The following is a 17,261-nucleotide window of genomic DNA, read 5'->3' as shown; positions in this document are numbered from 1 at the left end:
GACTGAGGGCAACTTCGGCGGTGCTAGCTCTTCGTGACGGGGAGCGATCTTGTCTTCTTTCGCCTCTCCGTGGAGTTCTGTTTCGTCATATAACCTCTGGTGTATGTGAAAGGTCGCGAGCAGACCTATTGCAGCAACCCCCTGACACCGTGCAATGGGTAAGCTGAATGAGCAAACGGTTAGAGCGATCGTGGGGAGGAGCCTCGGCATGAGTCTGAAAGATGAGCTGGAGGAGTACGTCCAGAAGACCGTTGATGAACAGTGGGAACGTCGCGCAGGCCAGAAGGTGCCCGACGCCGATGACCTTCCGCTGAAGAACCTTGCTGTCGAGCTCGACGCAACTGTCCTCTACGCGGATCTTGCGTCGTCGACGAAGATGGTCAAGGGGTACAAGGACTGGTTCGCTGCGGAGGTCTACAAGAGCTATCTCTATTGTGCAGCTAAGATTATTCGAGCGCGAGGCGGTATCATCACGGCCTACGACGGGGACCGCGTCATGGGCGTGTTTATCGGAGACTCGAAGAACACCGCCGCCGCAAAGTGCGGGCTCCAGATCAACTGGGCGTCGAAGAATATCGTGGCAGCGAAAGTCGCTGAGAAGTACCCGAAGAGCACCTTCGTGCTCAAGCAGCGGGTCGGCATCGATACCTCGAAGCTTTTCGTCGCCCGAACAGGCATCCGAGGCAGCAATGACTTGGTGTGGGTTGGGAACGCAGCAAACAATGCGGCGAAGTTGGCTGCGCTCGATCCTCGCTACCCGACCTACATCACCGCCGACGTCTACAACAGGCTGAATGAGACCTCGAAGCTAGGGGGTAACCCGAAGCAGAACATGTGGACTGACCTGGGGACCTCCGACATGGGCTATCGGATCTATGGGTCGACGTTCTGGTGGTCTGTCTGACGGGAGATGTCAACTGAGGGAGCTGATCCACTCGTCCATCTGCGGGATGATGGGATTTCCCTGGTACACGGTTCCGATGCCGGGCATCCCCTGCGGTCGGAGTAGGCCTTGGTTGTGATCGTTCAGGTTCGAGTAGAAGACGCCTCCGACGACAACCGGGCTCGATCCCCAACCGCGTCCCGCCAGGTGCGCTAGATGGGCTGCTCTGTTGACGACGTCGCCCATGTACACGACGTCGTTGATCGTGCTGCCGCTGTACCCCGCCTTGATCATGAGAACCCGCCCGTACTCAACGCCTATGCCAATGCTGAGCTGGGTGATCCCTGCCTTTTCGTAGTGGTGGTTTAGGAGCTTCAAGAGAGTATTGGCCTGCGCTGCGGTAGCGAACACATCGTCGATGTGGTTGACCTGCGTCGTCTTGTAGGAGGCCCACACGCAGTCGCCGACGATATTCACCTCACGCACATAGGCGTCTGAGTTTAGGACTGCCACCATTTCCGAGATGAACGACCGGTAGATCTTCGCAAGAACGGGCCTCTTATGCTTCGAAGTTAGGCCGGACGAGTCTCGGATGTCAATGAAGATCGCCGAGCACATGCCGTAGAAGCCGTTGGAGAACGTGAGCTTGTCTCGGTCAGGGAGTCCGTCTACCTCCTCATACGCTCCTGCCGGCTGGTCTAGGATCGCTTGGATCCGGGCCGAGCTGGCCTTCCAGTCATACGGTCTGTAGTTGCCGTCCATTTGCGTCTTAACTGTTCGTGATACCGACAACGAGGGACAGGACTGCGATAGCGGCTCCTGCAGCGAGAGCATACCGGATGGCCCTCTTTGCGGCGGTTGCTTTTACCGTGGCAATCCGAGCATTGACATGTATCTGGTCAGCGAGATCTTTCGTCAGCTCAACAGGGTTAGAGGTCAGTACATGGAGTACCTCGCTGTACTCATGTCTCTTGCCCCTGAAATTTCGATCGATGCTTCCAAAAAACAGTCTGTTGATCGCGTCTCGATCTGCATCCTTGTCCTTGACTCTCGGGGTCAGTGTCCATCCGCACCAAGCGCCGGTAATAAAAAGCAACAAGCAGGTCAACCCAACGAGAGTGTCGAACAATACAGTCCGGGAAGTAACGTCCTTTGCGAGGTTGTATGTCATTGTTGCCATCACCCCGGTGAAGGCAAGTGTCACGCTGGCCTTCGCATCTGAGTGGCGAATCCACTCGTTCACCAATGCGAGTGTCTTCCATGCGTGATCTGGGTTAGGTTCGGGTGAGCTGGCGAGCGTGGTCGCGTCGTGCGGATGGCCCTCGGTGGTCCGTCGTCCACCGCGCCGAAACGGCATTCGAAACATAGCTCTAGAGTACAAAGGTTTACATAGATACTTCAGGAACGTCCATTACACGCGAGTCTCAAATGGGGACCACGAGCCGGCAGTCACGGGTAGAGCTTGAAGATGGTTTACTCTCCTTCCCCCGCAGCTGCCGGGGCTACTGCGGCGGACGCGCCACCTATCGATTCAGAGGTTACCCTGTACTGAAACGTGGTCGAGTTCAAGTTCAACGTGTAACGCGAGGCGTTAATGACGTTTCGCGTTATTGGGGTAGGTTGAAGAGCGCTGTCTCTAACTCCGGTTTTCGTTCGGCCTCGGTCCATTCCGCTACCTCGTGTGAAGAATCTGCAAGCGGTATCAGGCCGTTGAACTATTAGGTTCACCCACAGTTCCCGTGCCTGCACGCATCGAGAAGGACCAGGCGGTGAACTCGAATGACTCGCCTGGTCCAACGTGTGTGTGTGCGCTCGGCGCGTGGTTCAACCCTTATAAGACTTGCCGGTCACAGCCTCAGCGTTTCGCTCGTGCAGCCCGCAGGCCGTTCAAGATCACGATGACTTCGGCGACTTCGTGTACCAACACGACGGCGGCCAGGCCCAGTACACCGCTGATCGCCAGTGGCATCAACACGATGATGATGGCCAGAGACAGCACGATGTTTTGGTTGATGATCCTGCTGCCTCGGCGGGCGTGCTGCAGCGCCTGCGGGATCAGCCGGAGGTCGTGGCCGGTGAAGGCGACGTCAGCGGACTCGATCGCGGCGTCAGAGCCGGTTGCTCCCATCGCAATGCCCACCGTTGCGCCCGCCAGTGCCGGCGCGTCGTTGATGCCGTCGCCGATCATCGCCGTCGGCGTCTTGGAGGAGAGTTCGGCAACGATGCTTGCCTTGTCCTCCGGTCGCAGCTCGGCGCGCACGTCGTCGATTCCGGCGATTTCAGCCAGCGCCCGGGCGGTGCGAGTGTTATCGCCGGTGAGCATGCTCACTTCCACGTCGTTGTCGTGCAGGGACTGCACGGCATCGGGCACCTCGGGCCGCAACTCGTCGCGCACCCCGATCGCCCCGGCGAGAGCGTCATCGACGGTGACTAGGACGCAGGTCTGGCCTTCGGACTCCATACGCTCAACGTCCGCCTTCAGTGGCCCGGCGTCGATCCATCGGGGGCTGCCGACCAGCACCCGTCGGCCTTCGACGGTGCCGCCGATGCCATGACCGGCTTCCTCGCTGATACCCAAGGCGGTGGGCGCTTCGGGCTCCGCTGCCACGATCGCCGCGGCGAGGGGGTGCGTCGATTGCTGCTCAACCGCCGCCGCGAAGGAAAGCACCTGCGCCCGATCGAATCCGTCTGCCGGGACCACTCCGGTAACCTCGGGCTGGTTGCGGGTAAGGGTTCCGGTCTTGTCCACCGCCAGGTGACGGATGCCGCCGAGCCGCTCGAACGCCGCGCCGGACTTGATGACCACGCCGAACTGGCTGGCCGCGCCGATCGCGGCCACGACCGTCAGCGGCACGGAGATTGCCAACGCGCACGGTGACGCTGCGACCAGAACCACCAGGGCACGGGTGATCCACGTCTCGGGGTCGCTCAGCAGCGAGCCAATCACACCGACCAGCACCGCAAGGATCATCACCCCGGGCACTAGGGGTCGGGCAATCCGGTCGGCGATCCGGGCGCGGTCGCCCTTTTCCGCCTGCGCCTGCTCGACCAGGTCGACGAGGGTGGTCAGCGAGTTGTCCGTTCCAGCTGCGGTCGTCTCGACCTCCAGCACACCGGCGGAGTTGATCGCTCCCGCGGGTACCTCGTCGCCGGGCGCAACCTCCTCCGGAATGGATTCTCCGGTGATCGCTGAGGTGTCAAGGCTGGAGCGTCCGGACCGAATGATGCCGTCCGTGGCGATCCGCTCCCCGGGGCGTACGACCATTAGCTCGCCAACCTCAAGGTCCTTCGCAGCGACCTCGGCCGTCGTACCGTCGCGCAGCACGGTCGCGGTTTGCGGTACCAGCTTCAACAGTGCCCGCAGTCCGCCTTGGGCCCGGTCCATCGCCTTGTCTTCAAGCGCCTCGGCGATCGAGTACAGGAACGCCAGCGCCGCGGCCTCTCCGACGAAACCAAGGATCACCGCGCCGACAGCGCTGATCGTCATAAGCAAGCCAATGCCGAGCTTGCGCTTCGTGACAAGGTTCCGGATCGCTCCAGGTGCGAACGTGTAAGCGCCTAACAGCAGGCCAAGCCAATACAGTACCGTTGCGGGCGTCTCCAAGTCGGACCAGTCCAGCGCCAGTCCTGTAATGAGGGCTACGCCGGAGAAGATCGGTAGCAGTAGCTCGGGGTCCTTCCACCATGGCCGATCGAGCTCTTCGATCTCCGTGGCGGGTTCGTGTTCGCATCCACATGCTGAACTCATGCGTCCGTTCCTTTCTCGCCGCAGCCGGGCACCGAGCACTCAGTGTCGATGCAGGGGGCATTCTCGTCGACGGCCAGCGTCGCGTTGACCAGCGCTTCGAGCGCCGCCGCGAGGTGCGGATCGGCAATTTCGTAGCGGGTCTTACGGCCCTCCGGCTCAGCGACGACGATGCCGCAATCGCGTAGGCAGGACAGGTGGTTCGAGACGTTCGAGCGCGTCAGATCCAAGCTTTGCGAAATCTCGGCCGGGTAGCCCGGACCGTCGAGTAGGGTCATCAGGATTCGGGAACGCGTCGGATCAGCCATGGCCCGGCCGAGCCGGTTCATGACGTCGAGGCGTGAAGCAATAGTCAGCATGTACTGAACAATACAACGTGCGCTGAACTATTCAAAATGCACTGAACTGACGGTTGCGCGAAGGTCCGGCGACCTGCAGGAATTAGTCGATGGGATAGAAGATGACTGATCCTTTGTGGTTCGGCTGCCACCCAACGCGGGAGCGACGTGGGCGGCGAGGTTCTCAGAATCTTCACGTTGACGTCTACGCCATCCCGCAAACCTTTACGTGTTTCCATGCGCCCATATGTTCTCTGTGTGCTGACGTAATTGCAGTTTTCTGATTGTTGCAGGCTAACGAGAAAGTAACTTTGCAACAACATACCGTGGAGTTCAAATTTAACGTGTAGCGTTATTGATGCTTCGCGTTATGGGGGATAGGGTGAAGCATGATCCAGTCGTTCGCTGACAAGGACACTGAGCGTCTGTGGAAGCTGCGCCAGCTTGGGTACGCGCAGACTCTTGATGAGTTACGGATTCCCCGGGAAACCGGCTCGAGGCGTTGAAAGGTGATCAGCGGGGTAAGTTCAGCATTTGAATCAACGACCAGTGGCGGATCTGTTTTCGGTGGTCCGCCGCGGGGCCAGAGGAGGTTGAGATCGTTGACTACCACTGACAAGCTCCCTCCGGTTCACCCCGGTGAGATCCTCATGGAGGACTTCCTTAAAGGAATGGGGATCACCCAGCACAAGCTCGCCGTCTCCATCGGCGTTCCGCCCCGCCGGATCAACGAAATTGTTCACGGTAAGCGCGCTGTAACCGCTGACACGGCCCTTCGTCTAGCGAAGTTTTTCGAGATGAGCCCCCAGTTCTGGCTCGGGTTACAGGCTCAATATGACTTGGACGTGGTGGAAGACAAGACCCTCTCGGAAATCGAGCGGATTCACCCGGTCCAAGCTGTCTCAGCGTAGCGGTTACCCGAACCAGGTCCGTCAGCGTGAGGATATGCACGCGGATGGTTCGAACTAGGGAATTTGGGGCCGCCGTCGCGTGGACTTGAGTTCCGAGCGCCGCTTTTTCGCTTCGAGACGGCGTCGTACCGAGCTCCGCGTCGGCTTGGTCCTGCGCCGCGGAGGAGGAGGCGGAGCGAGCGCCTCGCGCAAGAGGGCGGCCATGCGTTCGCGTGCCTCGGCGCGGTTGCGTACCTGTAATCGCTGGGTCGATGCGGTAACGGTAAGGACGGTGCCGTCTAGGCGGTGCTCGAGGTTGTGAAGGACGCGGCGACGCTGGGCGTCGGAAAGCGATGAGCACGTAGCGATATCGACGGAAAGCTGCACTTTGCTGTCCGTAGTATTGACGCCTTGGCCGCCTGGTCCCGACGACTTCGCGAACCGCTCCGTCAGGTCGGCGGCGACGATCACGAGACCCCCAGGGATCCCTGGGCCAGGCGCGATGGTCAGGTCGTTCATACCGCCCAGCTTAGTTAGCGTTGTTTCCGGATCAGACCCGCCGTGCGAGATCAGGGTAGTGTACGACCACTCCGTCACCGTCGACCTCCAACTCGACGTCGACTCCCCGTGTTCCGCTTTCATATCGGGCAGTTTCAGCATCGACGGAGCTGTAGTACTGGTCTGATGCGATCACCTGGAGGGACGGTATATCAATCCAAGCCATGATCAGCTGCGTTTTCGGAACCTGAGTCTCAAGCAGCGTCAAGCGACGAATAGGCATTGTGTTGGTGAGAGGGCACAGACCGAGATCGCAATCGAGTGCGGCTTTCAGGTCGGCTGACTGGACGATACCGGGGGAGGGCAGCTCTTCAGGCTGGGCGCCCTCTTCATTGGTTTCCGCCGACCACACGCCTTGTTCGGACCTTAACAGCTCGAGGCTTCGCCCCCATCCGTCGCCTTCAACGTTCACCGACACACGTTCGGTCATCCAGTTCTCCGCGGCGCGCAGCTCCCACGTGGCCTCGTATCCATCGCCGTATTGCACTCCGGAAGCGGTCAAACCGGCTCCTAAAAAATGAACTGCGGCCTCGTTCCGGATGAGGGGAGTCTCGACATGCTCCCACTTATACGTGCGCTCCATGGTGAGGATTTTACAACGCTCGATGGTGCGAAAAGGCAGGTAGCTTTCGATTTGGACCGCGTACCGAGGAGGAGGCTTACCGGCAGAATGGTGTACTTCGTAAGCCCGCGGCGCAGAAGAATTCCATGAATGAGAGCAGGGCCAACGTGCCCGTTGCCGTCTGCAAAGGGATGAATCGTTTCAAACTGAGCGTGAGCAATTGCGGCCTGGATGAGAGCACCGTGCGAAGCGCCATCGAGGTAAAGACATAAGTCGTCCACGAGGTCATGGACTAGGCCTGGGGGCGCTGGGATGAACTCGGCCCCAATGGGTGTGTGGTTACTTCCACCAATCCAGTTCTGAATAGTGCGAAGACCAGTGGGGATAGAGCCCTTCTCCCCCATCAACTCTCTTTGGAGCTTTTCAAGAAGGCCGATGGAGATGTTGGTTCGGTGGCAAAGCTCTTCTCAATGGAACACAGAACGGTGAGGTTACGCGCAACCTCTTCCGCGCTTTCCTTAAAGCCGCGGACTTCCTCCTTTTGGGCGAGTTCCGCGAGGACAACCTTGTCGACGTTGGGCGCAATACCTTCAATGCGTGAGGAAGAAATCGCCTCAGAACGCATGAGTAAGCGGGCCACAGACTCCAACTGGCCAGAAGCAGCATGACGGTTGAGATCCAAGATCTCTCGCTCGATACGTGCTGCCCGGCTGGTGAGCTCTGGGGAAAACTCCATGCCTTACTTACAAGATGGTCAGGGACATAGACCTAAAAAGGGCCTCCGGCCTTATCGCGCCGGGGAGTGCCGGAGCCTGATTCGGGGATCCAGCTCTCGGTAACGTAGTGAGGCTTGTAGAGGCTATCCATTCGTCAGACAGCAAATGAGTGGTTGGATAACTCTTATCCAACCACTCATTGCGGTTTATGCGCTAGATAAAGCTTAAACATACGGGGTTTCAGGGCCATAATTTGGCCTCAATGAGAATGTCAATGACACCTCAATGGGAAGATCAATGAGAACTCTTGTCATTGAAGAGGAATGAAGTTAGCATTGAGCCGTCATTGTTAACATTGAGGGCGGGTATTCATCGTGAACAATTGGTCCGAGAATCAGCTGAGAGAGCTATTGGCTGAGCTTGAGTTGCGCGGCGGTGATTCAACAACAGTCGAGGTCAAAACCGCTCAAGGGGGCATTCCGGACTCTCTACCGCAGACATTGTGCGCGTTCGCAAACATGCCGAGTGGCGGCCTTATCATTCTCGGTGTCAATGAGAAGGAAGGATTCATTGTCACTGGCATTGAGAATCCTTCGGAGATGGAGGCTGCTCTGGCCTCGCAGGCGCGTCATGCCATCACCCCTCCAGTCACAGTGCATACCGACAGTGTGGCAATAGATGGCACGCATGTCGTGATTGCGGAGGTTACGGGTCTTCCGATTATTGATAAGCCTGCTATCTACAGGGGAGAAGCGTATCTTCGAATGGCTGATGGGGACTACCGTATGAGTGCCTCGGAGCTGCGCATGATGGACGTGGCAAAGCTGCATGCCGAAGAGGCAGTGTCCTATGACACGACGATTGTGGAAGGCACGAGCCTTGCAGACCTAGATAGCGACGTGGTGCAAGATTTCTTGGTTCAGGCGCGGAAAAAGAATCGGCGACTATCGGGACTTACTCAAGATGAGGACGTCTTACGGGCGCTAGCGGTGACGACCGCGACTGGAGAGCTGACCCTTGCTGGCCTGTATGCGCTGGGTTTCTATCCCCAAGGACATTTTCCCTCCTTAGCAGTAACGGTGGCGCAAAGGCTACCAAATGGTTCGAAGCACGGGCGAGTGCTGGGGTTGGAGACCTTTGAGGGGCCCGTTCCGGTGCTGTTGAACTCGGTAATGGGATGGGTAAGGCAACGTTTAGCCGCCGTACGGCGATATCGAGAGGACGGATCAATGGTGGAAGTTCCTGAACTTCCCCTTCCGGCCATTCGAGAGGCCGTGGCTAATGCATTGGTGCACCGTGATCTTGGGCCAAATACGTTGGGTGCGGGTAAATCGATTGATGTCCGCCTACTACCGGACAAGATGGTTATCTCCAGTCCAGGAGGCCTACGGGATCTGACGGTTGAACAGCTCAAGTCGAGAGATCTGGCGCGCCAGGAGATTAACCAGCGGCTCTATAGACTGTGCCGATATCTCAAAGCAGACGATGGCTCTTTTGTTATTGAGGGCGAAGGCGGCGGCGTGCAGCTCATGCTGGATGCCGCGCGAGAGCAAGGACTACCGGAGCCTGACCTGATAGATTCTGGCGTGCAATTTACGGTGAAGATGTGGCGGCCGGACACTCGTGGAGAGGCCCGTATCTGGGAGCCACTACGCAAGGAGGAATCAGGCACCGGCCCGGAACGACGAGTGGATGCACCAGTGACCTTGGAACGCCTGGGTGTTAACGCCCCGCGCGTAGCGGAGGCGCTGCGTACGGCGGCACAACCGCTGTCTATCGGCGAAATAGAAACAGCCACAAACCTTACTCGAGCGCAGGTCCGATATGCGCTGAAGTCACTGGTGAAGGCACGATTCGTGCGTATGGATGGCACGCGCGGTTCACAAGCGACAACCTATGAATGGCTAGCTAACCGCGGGGCTGCAGGCGCTTAACCAGCTGATCGTGGTGGACTGCGGCAAGGCAGCCGGCGTCGACGACGCGCCGTGCTAGCTCCTTGTCCCCCATCTTGGCGGCAAAGGCCATGCCCATGGTGATGTCATGGTCGGGGCGGCCGATGAGCGTAATCTCATCGCCTGGGTTGATGCGGCCGGGCTCGATGATGCGCAGGTAGGAACCGCAATCGCCACGCTCAGTGAAGGACTTGAGCCAGCCGGGCTCGTCCATCCAACCGGAGAAGGTGGCGCAGGGCGTGCGCGGGATAGACACTTCGAGCACGCACTCCCCCACCTGAATCTGCTGGTTGATCAGCATATTCGGCCAGGAGATCCCCTCGGTGGTGAGGTTCTCCCCGAAGTAGCCATCACGCAGCACGCGGTTGAGCGTGCCCTCCCAGTAGTCGAGCTCCTCGCGGGCATAAGCGTAGACGGCCTTCTCGGCACCGCCGTGGTGGGCGTGGTCACCGATGGAATCCCCCACCACGCCGGAGCCGTCACCGTAGTTGGGCCCAGGTATCTCCAGGTCCAGGAAGGGGCGTGGCTGCTTATCGATGCCCGTGTACTCGTGTCGCCCATGCGGCTCGGGGCGGCGGACAGCGACGTTCGTGGAGATAACCTTCATGCTCACCTATTGTGGCACACCTCACGCGCTCACATGCCGCGATCGCGGAAGAGAGCTTCGGCCGTCACGAGGTCGTAGAAGAAGAGGCGGGGGGCGAGCGGCATGACGTCGGCAAGCATGGGCATGTCCTCCTTCAGCAGGGCGTTTTCCGGGATGGCGCCGTGCGCCACCGCGCGGGAAGCCAGCGCGAAGGCGTAGGAGATATACGGCATCCACGCGGCGGCGTTGAGCTCGTCGGCGGTGTTGCCGCTGCCAAAGGCGCTCAGCGCGATGAGCGTGTGGCTCATGGACATGTCCACGCCGGCTTCCTGAACAATCGAGGTCAGGGCCGTTGCATCCTTGCGCAGCTTCTCCACGGTGCCCAGGGCATCGAGCGGGCCGTTGTTAGCAAAACATTCGCGCAGCGCGACGATGCGGGCGGCCTCGCTGGTGAGGTCATCTACCTCAGGCGAGGGGCTCGGTGTGGTGGCGGCCGCGAGCAGCATCGGGCGCGTCAGGCTGTCGACGCCCGAGGTGCGCACGGTGGCGAGCTCTTTCGGCAGCGCGGTATCGGAAGCGACGGCGCCCAAAAGGCCCGGGTAGTTATCCGTTGCTGGGTTATCGCTGGCGACGTCCATGTGGAACAAACGGGTGCGCACCAGGGAACGAGCCTGCTGGTTAACGCTCACACCAGACTGGCCCAGTGCTTGCACGGCTGCGGCTGGGTCGAGGCGCAGATTGTCGATGATGCTGTCGAACATCGCCTGCAGGCGCGGGTTCGGGCTGCGCTGCGAGAGCACGTGCAGGGAACGGAAAGCGTCCCAGAGCTCGAGCGGGGTCCACTCCTTTGAGGCCAAGGCCGGCTCGGCGGCGTCGGTGCCCACGACGAGTGAGGCGCTCGACGGGCGCGCCGGGGCGGCGAGGTTGGAGGAAGCCTGTAGCTCGCGGACGTCGACAAGCAAAGTGCCCTCGAGCTCAGGAGCTTCGAAACCGGCCTCGTTTGGCTCAAGGCGGGTTGGGGCAACGGTTGGGTTGGCCAAAGGCCACGCCCATCCCACGAGGTCAACGGGTTCTTCGAGGTTCTGCTCGATCTCGATGCCCTCCCCAATCAGGCCGCGGCTGGCCAATGGGGACTTGCGGACGGTAGCCAGCGCAGCATAGATGAGGCTCGAGGAAGCCGATGCCTCGTACTCCAGCACGCGGCGCTCCATGCTGCGGCTCAGGTGCGCGGCGCGCTCCTTCTCAGGCAGCTCGGCGAGGTAATCCTCGTAGGACAGCGTGGACCACATGAGGAACAGCTCGCAGGAAGCCTGCTTGCGCACGGCGCTGACCAAAGCGCCATTCGGCACGGACAGGTTGCGCACCGGCTGAGTGGTACGGGAGGTACGCGCGAGCTCCTTGATCTTCTGGCGGGAGTCGATGGTGACGAACTTCGCCAGCGGTAGCGGGCGCGGGGAATGGACGCTGAACTGGGCGTCCTGGTCCAGTTGACCTGCCAGGATGACCGGCTTTTCGTAGTGGATGGTCGGCTCCAAGCCGATGCGTTTGACGCGGGTGAAAAGGGCCTCCGGGATGACGTCGAATTCCAGCTCGTAGCCGGCCTCGCTGGCCACTACCTCGCGGCGGGAGACCTCCGTCTCCTCGAAAGTGCGAGCCTTCTTTTCCAGTACGATCGGCTTCTTCGGCGGCGAGGCGAGCAGGTAACCAAACGCGGAGTGCTTGCCTAAGGCATCGATGAAGCGGAAGTCGGTACCGCGCGGGCCCTCGTTCTTTGCGCGCATGTGCAGGCCCTCGGCCATGGAGATAAAGCGGACGTCGACAAGCGTGTCCTCGTGGTACAGCGAGACCTCGTAGCGGCCGACCCACGGATCCTCGTAGAGATCGGAGGGGAACGCTTCTGCTATGCCGGTGCCGAGGGTTTGCTCGGAGATCTCTTCCTGCTCGCCGTCGACAGGCGCATAGACCAAATCGAGGCGCCACTCCCCTTCTTGGTGCAGCGTTACCTTCGGCGACTGCGTATAAATCGGCTCGCCGTCCAGGCCCTGCGCATTGGGCAAGGTCTTTACGGAAAAGTCCCACTCAAAGAACACTTGCTTATCGATGTCCACCGGCTCGCGTTGTGGCACCTCTACGCGTTGTGGCAGTGGACCAAACTCCCAGCCCGCCCAGATAGCTAGCGGCGTGGCATCCTCCAAGGTGCCCTGTGGGGCGAGCAGCGTGGTCTGATCGTGGATGATAAACGGCGCATCGCTGCTGATGCCGGTGAAGTTAAACTCCGGTGCGAGTGGTTCCTCGCCGTCCATGAGGGTTACCTGGATGGACTTGAAGGGGCCGGGAATGCCCACGCGCAGACGCTCGCCGGCTTCGAAGACGCGGACGGAGTGTGGGCGATCGATGAAGTGGGATTCGACGCGCCACTGCGGTTGCTCCAGTTCGTGCTCCATGAGGTCTGGCAGCGCGATATCCAGGATGCGAGTCTTTGGGTCAAGGCTTAGGCGAGGAGCCTGTTCGAGATAAGAGGACTGGTCTATTGCCGTGGTTTCCAAGCACAGAGTCTCCGCATTCATTTGCCCCATATTAGGACAAATCGCAGCGTGTTGGTAGTGCGCTGGTAGCGGGCTGTGGCGGCTTGTGCAAGGTCATGACGGTTTTGGGCTATGAACTGCACAGTGTGCGCGCCGCCTGGGCCTCGAATTCGTGATTGGGTACTGAGCGTGCGTTTTATCGTCTCACGCGGCAACTGCTGGACCTCGTCTGGAATGCAACCGCGCTGGAGGGAAATACCTTTACGTTGCCGGAGCAGCGCACGCTTCTCGATGGCGTAACCGTCGGCGGAAAGGACCCAGCTGAGCAGCAACAGATTTTGGATTTGTCGGCTGCGTCGGGCTGTTTCGTGGTGATGGCTCAGTAACCGGTGACGGTGGTGGGGTGCGCCTCATGAACGGTGGATTTGTTGAGTTTGATCCAGCTGCGGAGCTGCATGCTGCACATGCTGAGTTGCTCGACTCCCTGGCGTTGCTTGATGCCCAATTGAACGTGGACTGGCCTACTTCTGCTCTGCCACACGTAGCCACTTCTACTTCGACGGCAATAAGCGAACAGCCCGGCTTATGGCTTCTGGGATGCTCATGTTCGCGGGGTCAGGTCCAATGGCCACCGCCCATTTTCAGAACAGTAACCATCAAAGCGTCAACCATCACCCGACTCATAGTGTCAGCTATGAGTCGGATGATGACATTGGATATTAAGACGTCGAAAATGATAATAGCAGCTTGAGCCCTTGAGCCCCTGTTGAGCATGGGTTTTGTCGTTTCTGGGGTTGTTCGTTGGCTCGCTGGAGGTCCGGTGATCTGATGCTCGTCGCCATGACGTCCGCGCGGCAGGTGCGCGTTTCGACCTAAGGGGGTCTGCGCGAGTGCTTGCGTTAGCGGGTATCAGACGAGGGTGTTAGAACAAGAAACCTGGCATCGAGAAGGCTTCTGGCACGTTGTATCTGATTTCGTTGGCTTCTTTGCGGACGTTGATGTTCGAGCTTTCGAGAAGAATCGGGTTCAGGTAGGGCGTTCCTTCGTGAAGAAAGATTGCATTGGAGACGTTGGTTCGAATGTAGGTGGCGCTCTCGCGGGTGAATCCCAGCCGTTGGAGAAGAATAGTTTCCTGTTTCGTTGTGCCGTACTCGATGTACTCGTACCAGTCGTTGCCGAACTGCTCTACCCCGTGGACCTTCTTGTATTCGTTGGAGAATTTGAGGAAGTAGTTCGACAGGCTGAAGAGGATGACATCTTCAAGAACTTTCAAGATTTCACTGATGACGATGTTGCGGTGCTGGAGCGTGTTCTCGTAACGGATCGCTCCTTGCCCTTTGACATAGAGCGTTCCTTGTTGCAGGCGGTACTGGAGGGCACGGTTCATGATCGAACGGAGTCCGTGACCTTCCATCCATTGTGTGAGCAATACGGTGTACCAGCGCAGCATCGTGAGTTGGTTGCTGTACTTATCTGTTTTTCCGAGTGTTTCGGGGTCGTAGACGCGCCATTTGAAGATTGAGGCGAGCCTTTGGAGAAACGCGAGAGTTTCGTCGTAGTTGAACTTCCCGTCCGGGGAGATGCGTGGGTAGTTGAGTCCGGCTCGGACAGCTTGAGTTAAGGATTCTGCTTGGTCGACGGATACGTTGATGTCGTCGTCTTGTTGCCCTTCTCGTTGTGCGAAGGATTCGCGGATTTGGCTGACGGTTTGGTCGTCGAGGTAGTCGGAGAATTCTTCACGCACTAGGCTTTGACGTCCTGTGGTGATGTCGCGCAAGAGCATGAGTCCGAATTTGCGCTTCATGTTGTAGCGTTCGTAGCTTTCATCTCCCTTGGCGAACTCGATCTGTCCTTTTTGGAGATCAGCAACGACCCCTTGCTTCATTTTCTTGCTGATAATTTGTGAGTCAGTTTGCACGGATAGCTTCTGTGCAGGAACGTTCGCTTGTAGGAGTTCCTTGGCTTTTTGCTCGGATGCAAGTTGGTTGCCCACGATGATGAATACGTTGCCGTAGAGGTTGAACTCAATACGCCCGACTCGGCCGATCAGGTTCTTGAAGTCGACTGCTGTCATTCCTGCTTTGCCGACTTTGTTGGTTGTGATGACGAGGTTGTCGGCGGGAAGGTTGACTCCTTCTAGAAGCGTGCTGGTACAAAATAGTGTCGAGATTTTGCCTTCGCGGAACAGGCCTTCGATGCGTTCGCGGATTGCTGGTGGAAGGTAGCCGATGTGGTAGCTGACGCCTCTACGGATGAGACCGCTGAGGTAGTAGTCCTCGTGGACGTCGCGTTCGATGTCTTTTGCGAGAGCGTCCAAGTCTTTATCGTTGAGGTCTGCCAAACCCTCGGCATAGGCACGCGCCGCTTGCACTGCGTGATCTCGGGCAGCATGAAACACGATGGTTTGCCCACGGTGATCTGATCGTCGTGATGATTCACTAACAAATCGGGTTACGCCCTGTGCGGTAGCGTGCTGAGCTTGAAGCGAGGCTAGGTGCGTGAATTCTTGGGTGTGGTCGTTGTAGCTGGAAATGGTGTTCTCGTGCAGGTTGACGAGGTATTTGAACTGCACGACTGGCGAATACTGGGTTGCGACTGCGTTGGTTTCATTCTCGTCAGAGTTTGGATCAACCAGCCTTAGGAGTACCTCTGGGTTGGGAATGTTGGGTGAAGCGAAGACGAAGTGTGGTGGCCTGTGGCGGTGTTGAAGAATCGTCACGGTTTGGTAGTAGAACGGGGCGCGACTGTTCTTGCCTGAAAGCTTGTGCGATTCGTCGAAAAAGACGTACTCGAACTCGATCGCAGGTTTGCCGATCAGAAGGTAAAGCAACCGTTCTGGGGTAAGCACGAAGATGAAATTGTGATCGCCTTCGAGCACGATGTCACCAGCGGCACTGACGATTCGATAGTTGTGCCGTTCCAGGTCTTCGCCAAGGTCAGCGATCAGTTTCGAGCGGGTCTCGTTAATCAGCGCTTTTGACGGCACGATGACCGCAAAGTTGGCCTTCACCCCGGATATGATCTGGTTGGTGATGAAAGTGCGCATGATGAAGGACTTGCCCAAGGATGTCGGGGCTGAGAAGGAAAACTTGCCGTCAGTGAGGCGGCCGTAGATTTTCTTTTGCGGCGCGAAAAACTTCATCGATTTGTCACCGGGTACGGTGAGGTATTCGGCCTGGTAGGCATTGAATGCGGCGTCGAGGATGCCTGCATCGGAAGTCACGCCCAGCTGCTTCAGGCCTGGGTAGTTACCTAGCGTGGTGAAGATTGCAGGAACGTATGCTTTCGTTCGTGCGTCTTGTGGGTAGAGGATGTGGCACAGGAGCGCGATTTCTTGCGCCCACACCCTGTGCCGGTCACGATTGTTAGGGTGGATTGATTTCGACAGCAGATCCGCAAACCGCAGCGCTGCTTCAAGATCCACATCGTATGGTTGACGATCCACCAGCCCCAACCGATGTAAGCCGTAGTTGTAGAGCAGGTTTGTGTACAACTGTTTGAGGAATTCGTTGGAATCGATGTCGGAAAATACGAGATCGCCGACGGTTACTTGCTTGTCAGACATGGCTACCACCTGGCCCGCCCACGAACCCATCCATGATTGCGCCCGCGTCAACGTCTACTTCGTTGAGGGGCAGAACGTAAATGTAGAACGAGTAGTTATCCAAGTTTCGTGTGTTGATCTCGTCGGCGATGCGTTGGGCGTGCGCGGCGATATCTACCTGCATTTTCTGATCGAGTGCAGACCGATACTGCTGATTGTCGTAGTTCTTCGGATTCAAACCGATGTCGTAGCCCAGAAACATCGAATAGGCAGTATCGAACACGGGTGCCCCACCCGGCTTCGGGATCAGCAGATCCTTCACGTAGCCTGCGGTCGCTGCGTCGAGAGTCTTGGTGAACACGGTCTGCTCGGCGAGCTGAACCTCGTCTGAGCGATTCTGCTCGATATCTACAACACGGTCGAATGCTGCAGTGATGGCATCCCCAATATTGCCCACAACGCTGGAGGTTCCAAACACGATACTGCTGGTGGTTCGCTGACCGTCTGGTATGAGTAGGTGGATGGCGTCACAGCGGCTGTGGATCTGGCCTCGGGCTTGGTTGAGCTCGATCTTACTCATCACTTTGGGTGCTTCGAGGATTTGTTCGAGCAGGACGTAGAGCAAGATTTCACCTAACCCCATGCCGTCTTGTTGTGAACGCATCCGGTTTACCGCGTCGAGAGCGACTTCTTCGAGATCGTCTCGTTGCTTATAGCCTTCGTATTCGGCGCGGGAGAAGACGTAGCGTCCAACGTTGCGTTTGAGGAACCTGACGAGGGCTGTGTGGTCGAAGCGGTTGCTTTGGACAGACAGATGGAACAGTCGTAACTGTTCCTCGTTTCGAAGACCTAACGTGTTCGAATGCGCCACCTCGGTGAACGTGGACTCAAACGTGTCGCCTCGCAGCGTTGGCGTGATCGTCGCCTGTGCCATCTCGTCTTCTCTCAAAAGGTGTCCTTCC

16 protein-coding genes and 1 pseudogene are annotated in these 17,261 nt (G+C 58.4%); 5 read left to right on the top strand and 12 right to left on the bottom strand.

What is annotated here, in order from left to right; all coding sequences use genetic code 11:
• Window positions 1-208 precede the first annotated feature (208 nt).
• The gene (locus HMPREF2692_RS08640) at window positions 209-904 is read left to right on the top strand and encodes an adenylate/guanylate cyclase domain-containing protein (RefSeq protein WP_070587075.1); all 696 of its coding nucleotides are present in this window, start codon (window positions 209-211) and stop codon (window positions 902-904) included.
• Between the two features lie 9 nt (window positions 905-913).
• On the opposite strand, the gene HMPREF2692_RS08635 is transcribed toward HMPREF2692_RS08640, so the two are convergent.
• The 4 genes from HMPREF2692_RS08635 to HMPREF2692_RS08620 all read right to left on the bottom strand — a co-directional run bounded on the left by HMPREF2692_RS08635 (window position 914) and on the right by HMPREF2692_RS08620 (window position 4,987).
• Window positions 914-1,645 (bottom strand): adenylate/guanylate cyclase domain-containing protein, encoded by a 732-nt coding sequence (locus tag HMPREF2692_RS08635; RefSeq protein ID WP_070587040.1) that lies wholly within the window; start codon window positions 1,643-1,645, stop codon window positions 914-916.
• Window positions 1,646-1,652: 7 nt separating this feature from the next.
• Complete coding sequence (locus HMPREF2692_RS08630; RefSeq protein ID WP_070587042.1) at window positions 1,653-2,126, bottom strand: Pycsar system effector family protein; 474 nt, start codon at window positions 2,124-2,126, stop codon at window positions 1,653-1,655.
• Window positions 2,127-2,738: 612 nt separating this feature from the next.
• Window positions 2,739-4,631, bottom strand: a complete 1,893-nt coding sequence (locus HMPREF2692_RS08625) for a heavy metal translocating P-type ATPase (RefSeq protein ID WP_070587044.1) — start codon at window positions 4,629-4,631, stop codon at window positions 2,739-2,741.
• Window positions 4,628-4,987: a Cd(II)/Pb(II)-sensing metalloregulatory transcriptional regulator CmtR gene (locus HMPREF2692_RS08620; protein ID WP_005530797.1), complete on the bottom strand. Its 360-nt coding sequence runs from the start codon at window positions 4,985-4,987 to the stop codon at window positions 4,628-4,630. The genes HMPREF2692_RS08625 and HMPREF2692_RS08620 overlap by 4 nt, the downstream gene beginning before the upstream one ends.
• A 368-nt stretch (window positions 4,988-5,355) precedes the next feature.
• Here HMPREF2692_RS08620 and HMPREF2692_RS08615 point away from each other — a divergent pair.
• Window positions 5,356-5,582: pseudogene (locus tag HMPREF2692_RS08615) on the top strand (type II toxin-antitoxin system RelE/ParE family toxin).
• Window positions 5,569-5,877, top strand: coding sequence for a HigA family addiction module antitoxin (locus HMPREF2692_RS08610; protein ID WP_083323825.1), 309 nt, complete (start codon window positions 5,569-5,571; stop codon window positions 5,875-5,877). The pseudogene HMPREF2692_RS08615 and the gene HMPREF2692_RS08610 overlap by 14 nt, the downstream one beginning before the upstream one ends.
• A 54-nt stretch (window positions 5,878-5,931) precedes the next feature.
• On the opposite strand, the gene arfB is transcribed toward HMPREF2692_RS08610, so the two are convergent.
• The 4 genes from arfB to HMPREF2692_RS13405 are packed head-to-tail and all read right to left on the bottom strand — an operon-like array spanning window position 5,932 to window position 7,712.
• Window positions 5,932-6,375: an alternative ribosome rescue aminoacyl-tRNA hydrolase ArfB gene (gene arfB, locus HMPREF2692_RS08605; protein ID WP_062036597.1), complete on the bottom strand. Its 444-nt coding sequence runs from the start codon at window positions 6,373-6,375 to the stop codon at window positions 5,932-5,934.
• 31 nt (window positions 6,376-6,406) lie between these two features.
• A complete protein-coding gene (locus HMPREF2692_RS08600) occupies window positions 6,407-6,997 on the bottom strand; it encodes a putative glycolipid-binding domain-containing protein (RefSeq protein WP_201054667.1) in 591 nt (196 codons plus the stop codon).
• Window positions 6,925-7,380 carry a Fic family protein gene (locus tag HMPREF2692_RS13410; RefSeq protein ID WP_034657303.1) on the bottom strand — a complete coding sequence of 152 codons (456 nt, stop codon included), beginning with the start codon at window positions 7,378-7,380 and terminating at the stop codon, window positions 6,925-6,927. The genes HMPREF2692_RS08600 and HMPREF2692_RS13410 overlap by 73 nt, the downstream gene beginning before the upstream one ends.
• Window positions 7,380-7,712 (bottom strand): Fic/DOC family N-terminal domain-containing protein, encoded by a 333-nt coding sequence (locus tag HMPREF2692_RS13405; RefSeq protein WP_005530810.1) that lies wholly within the window; start codon window positions 7,710-7,712, stop codon window positions 7,380-7,382. The genes HMPREF2692_RS13410 and HMPREF2692_RS13405 overlap by 1 nt, the downstream gene beginning before the upstream one ends.
• Window positions 7,713-8,066: 354 nt before the next feature.
• Here HMPREF2692_RS13405 and HMPREF2692_RS08590 point away from each other — a divergent pair, with 354 nt between their 5' ends.
• The gene (locus HMPREF2692_RS08590) at window positions 8,067-9,626 is read left to right on the top strand and encodes an ATP-binding protein (RefSeq protein WP_062036601.1); all 1,560 of its coding nucleotides are present in this window, start codon (window positions 8,067-8,069) and stop codon (window positions 9,624-9,626) included.
• Here HMPREF2692_RS08590 and HMPREF2692_RS08585 read toward each other — a convergent pair.
• On the bottom strand, window positions 9,601-10,251 hold the full coding sequence (locus HMPREF2692_RS08585; protein ID WP_046646462.1) for an MOSC domain-containing protein: 651 nt from the start codon (window positions 10,249-10,251) through the stop codon (window positions 9,601-9,603). The genes HMPREF2692_RS08590 and HMPREF2692_RS08585 overlap by 26 nt on opposite strands.
• 29 nt (window positions 10,252-10,280) lie before the next feature.
• Entirely contained in the window at window positions 10,281-12,797 is a 2,517-nt protein-coding gene (locus HMPREF2692_RS08580) for a hypothetical protein (RefSeq protein WP_070823375.1), read from the bottom strand.
• Window positions 12,798-12,931: 134 nt separating this feature from the next.
• On the opposite strand from HMPREF2692_RS08580, the gene HMPREF2692_RS13265 reads away from it, so the two are divergent.
• Window positions 12,932-13,141, top strand: coding sequence for a hypothetical protein (locus HMPREF2692_RS13265; protein WP_070455781.1), 210 nt, complete (start codon window positions 12,932-12,934; stop codon window positions 13,139-13,141).
• A gap of 536 nt (window positions 13,142-13,677) precedes the next feature.
• On the opposite strand, the gene HMPREF2692_RS08570 is transcribed toward HMPREF2692_RS13265, so the two are convergent.
• Window positions 13,678-16,320: a DEAD/DEAH box helicase gene (locus HMPREF2692_RS08570; protein ID WP_210387452.1), complete on the bottom strand. Its 2,643-nt coding sequence runs from the start codon at window positions 16,318-16,320 to the stop codon at window positions 13,678-13,680.
• Window positions 16,313-17,248: a HamA C-terminal domain-containing protein gene (locus tag HMPREF2692_RS08565; protein ID WP_210387454.1), complete on the bottom strand. Its 936-nt coding sequence runs from the start codon at window positions 17,246-17,248 to the stop codon at window positions 16,313-16,315. The genes HMPREF2692_RS08570 and HMPREF2692_RS08565 overlap by 8 nt, the downstream gene beginning before the upstream one ends.
• Window positions 17,249-17,261 lie beyond the last annotated feature (13 nt).

Source organism: Corynebacterium sp. HMSC036D03 (genome assembly GCF_001836185.1).
In the GTDB taxonomy this organism is placed as follows: domain Bacteria; phylum Actinomycetota; class Actinomycetes; order Mycobacteriales; family Mycobacteriaceae; genus Corynebacterium; species Corynebacterium simulans.
Note: the sequence above shows the minus strand (reverse complement) of the source record. Positions and strands in the feature narration are given on the sequence as shown.

What these genes read in the sequence shown, in the direction of transcription:
- HMPREF2692_RS13410 (WP_034657303.1), bottom strand. Translation starts at nt 7,380, where the DNA reads ATGGGGGAGAAGGGCTCTATCCCCACTGGTCTTCGCACTATTCAGAAC.
- HMPREF2692_RS13405 (WP_005530810.1), bottom strand. Translation starts at nt 7,712, where the DNA reads ATGGAGTTTTCCCCAGAGCTCACCAGCCGGGCAGCACGTATCGAGCGA.
- HMPREF2692_RS08570 (WP_210387452.1), bottom strand. Translation starts at nt 16,320, where the DNA reads ATGTCTGACAAGCAAGTAACCGTCGGCGATCTCGTATTTTCCGACATC.
- HMPREF2692_RS08585 (WP_046646462.1), bottom strand. Translation starts at nt 10,251, where the DNA reads ATGAAGGTTATCTCCACGAACGTCGCTGTCCGCCGCCCCGAGCCGCAT.
- HMPREF2692_RS08640 (WP_070587075.1), top strand. Translation starts at nt 209, where the DNA reads ATGAGTCTGAAAGATGAGCTGGAGGAGTACGTCCAGAAGACCGTTGAT.
- HMPREF2692_RS08580 (WP_070823375.1), bottom strand. Translation starts at nt 12,797, where the DNA reads ATGAATGCGGAGACTCTGTGCTTGGAAACCACGGCAATAGACCAGTCC.
- HMPREF2692_RS08600 (WP_201054667.1), bottom strand. Translation starts at nt 6,997, where the DNA reads ATGGAGCGCACGTATAAGTGGGAGCATGTCGAGACTCCCCTCATCCGG.
- HMPREF2692_RS08625 (WP_070587044.1), bottom strand. Translation starts at nt 4,631, where the DNA reads ATGAGTTCAGCATGTGGATGCGAACACGAACCCGCCACGGAGATCGAA.
- arfB (WP_062036597.1), bottom strand. Translation starts at nt 6,375, where the DNA reads ATGAACGACCTGACCATCGCGCCTGGCCCAGGGATCCCTGGGGGTCTC.
- HMPREF2692_RS08620 (WP_005530797.1), bottom strand. Translation starts at nt 4,987, where the DNA reads ATGCTGACTATTGCTTCACGCCTCGACGTCATGAACCGGCTCGGCCGG.
- HMPREF2692_RS08635 (WP_070587040.1), bottom strand. Translation starts at nt 1,645, where the DNA reads ATGGACGGCAACTACAGACCGTATGACTGGAAGGCCAGCTCGGCCCGG.